Source organism: Methyloceanibacter sp., from assembly GCF_051306395.1.
Lineage (GTDB): Bacteria > Pseudomonadota > Alphaproteobacteria > Rhizobiales > Methyloligellaceae > Methyloceanibacter.
In genome coordinates this window covers 1-2,257 of record NZ_JBPPND010000125.1, presented here as the reverse complement: position 1 = coordinate 2,257, position 2,257 = coordinate 1, and the positions used below count along the sequence as shown (strand labels likewise).

The window sequence follows — 2,257 nt, the reverse complement described above, 5'->3', positions numbered from 1 at the left end:
CAGAGCCCGGCGCATCACCTGCCGAATTGTCGCCGCGCTAATCATCATCCGTCCTCTTTGTACAAGAGCACGGTGAGTGCGAGCGATGCCGCGACGATCACCGGGATCCATGCGGCAGCCGCCGCCGAGGTAAGCCCCGACATGGCGAAGTTTCGCGAGATCTCGGAGAACACAAAGAACCCGAACCCTGCCGCCAATCCGATGATCGCGTTGATCTGGACATTGCCGAAGCGGAAGCCTTTGAGAGAGCACGTCGCCGCGATCAGCACCATCGTGACCAGGAGGAATGGTCGCGACAGGAGCAAGTGATACTGCACGCGGTATTGGGTGGCCGGCAGGCCGGCGCGCTCGGCGATCTGGATGAAGTTCGGCAATTCCCAGAATGAGATCGAGAACACGGTGCCGAGGCTGTCTTTCACCTGTGTCGGCGTGAGATAGGTGCTGAGCAGGTAGGTTTTGTAAAACGCCGGCTCTTGGCCGACGGCGCTGACCCAGACCTCCTGAAGCTCCCAGCGGCCATGCTTGAGCACGGCGCGCTTCGCCTCGATGCGTTCCGTGAGCGCGTGCTCGGCGTCGTACTGGAAGACGCTGACGCCGTTCAGCTCGAGACCTTGATTGAGAACTTGCAGCGCGTGAACGACGGAGGGGCCGTCGGCGCCGTCTTCGCGCAACCATGCGCCCGAACGCTTGCTCGTTTGCAGGAACGAGTCGCCCTTGCCAAAGGCGGCCGCGTAGATGCGTTCGGCTTCGGAGCGTGCCGTCGCCGCCACGGGGTTGTAGAGCAGCACGAAGAGCACACCGAGCAGGAAAGCGACGGCCATTGCGGGCAAGGTGAACTGCCAAACCGAAATGCCGGCGGCACGCAACACGACGAGTTCCGATGAGCGGCTCAACATCAGGAAGATCGCGATCGTGCCGATGAGTACCGCGAAGGGCAGGGTGAGTTCGGAGAATGAGGGCAAGCGCAGAAGCGTGATCCACGCGAGAAGAATTCCGGGGACGTCGCCGGAGTACTTACCGGAGCGACGTAGCATCTCGATGAAATCGACGAAGAAGATCAGCACGCAGCAGATTAGGAACATCGCCACCATGGCGACGAGAAACCGCGCTGAAAAGTAGCGCGCAAGCGTTCCCCCGGCACTGATGCCCCGCATCTGCGCTCTCACCCTGTCTGCATCCCTCTACCGGCCCAAAACCTTATGTTTTTTAGCTGAAGCTTGAGCTCAAAGTTCAGCTTGGACCGCAATTCTGGCGACATTCTAACCTGCGCCACCCATGCCGCAATCAGAATCGCCCCCACCGGAATAGCATATACGAGGACCACGGCCCACGCATTGAGAACGACGAGATTGCCGGCTGCCAGACCTGCGACTCTGAGGCCAATCGCGAGCCCGAAAGCCGCTAGAATCTGGCCCCATCTATTCTCCCTAGTGGTCCGCGCCTGGCCCATCAGCGCAATGGCGACGAAGATGAAAACAAGTGGATATAAAGGTGTCGACAGACGTTCATGTAATTCTGCCCGTAATAGACCGTAGTTCGTCTCAGCGATCTTGTCGTCGGCGGGAGGATTTACGAGCCCATCCATGGAGCGCTCTTTGGGGCGAAGTTCTTTACCAGAACTGTCTTTGGGGGCGAACTCCGAGAGATCGAGCATGTTCTGGTCGAAAGCGATGATCTGCACGGCTTTATCTTTGTCTTCGGCATTATAACGGTGCACATAGCCATCCAGCATGATCAGGTAATTGCCGTCATCATTGCTGACGATTCGGCCGCGCTCGGCGAGATAGCTCATGACTTGCTTGCTGTCGCGCTCGTCTTGGACCAGGAGCCCGAGGAGCTCGCCGGTTTGGCTGCGACCGCGGATATGGAAGGTGAGACCGTTCTCGGGGCTGGAAAATCGGCCTGGTTGAAGGACTTGCGAGATCAGGTCGGCCCGGACTTGGGTGATGAAATCACGCAGCGCGCGCATGCAGGCGGGGTTGAGGAATACGTTCACCAGCAGAATCACGATGCTGACGATGGCGGCGAGCGCGATCAGGGAGCTGCAGAGTCGCCACACCGTGGCGCCGGCGGCCGTCATGACGATGATCTCGCTATCGCCGTTCATGCGGTCGAGGGTGTAGAGGGCCGCCATGAGCACCGCGTTGGGCGCGATAAGCGTCATCAGGCTCGGCAGGCTGAGCATGGTCATCTGGAAAAACAGCACCAGGCCCTGACCTTGCGAGGTGATAAGATCGAGCTCTTTCAATGCTGTAGC

General features: G+C 59.4%; 2 protein-coding genes. Both read right to left on the bottom strand.

Features of this window, described 5'->3' with window-relative positions; genetic code table 11:
- Nucleotides 1-44: 44 nt before the first annotated feature.
- On the bottom strand, nt 45-1,154 hold the full coding sequence (gene lptG / locus ACSLE4_RS06745; RefSeq protein ID WP_435903712.1) for an LPS export ABC transporter permease LptG: 1,110 nt from the start codon (nt 1,152-1,154) through the stop codon (nt 45-47).
- An 8-nt stretch (nt 1,155-1,162) separates the two neighbouring features.
- Nucleotides 1,163-2,257: LptF/LptG family permease (locus ACSLE4_RS06740; RefSeq protein WP_435903711.1), on the bottom strand; the 1,095-nt coding region annotated here is incomplete at its 5' end.

Bases quoted from the DNA above. Each gene is read 5' to 3' on its own strand.
- lptG (WP_435903712.1), bottom strand. From the start codon at position 1,154: ATGCGGGGCATCAGTGCCGGGGGAACGCTTGCGCGCTACTTTTCAGCG.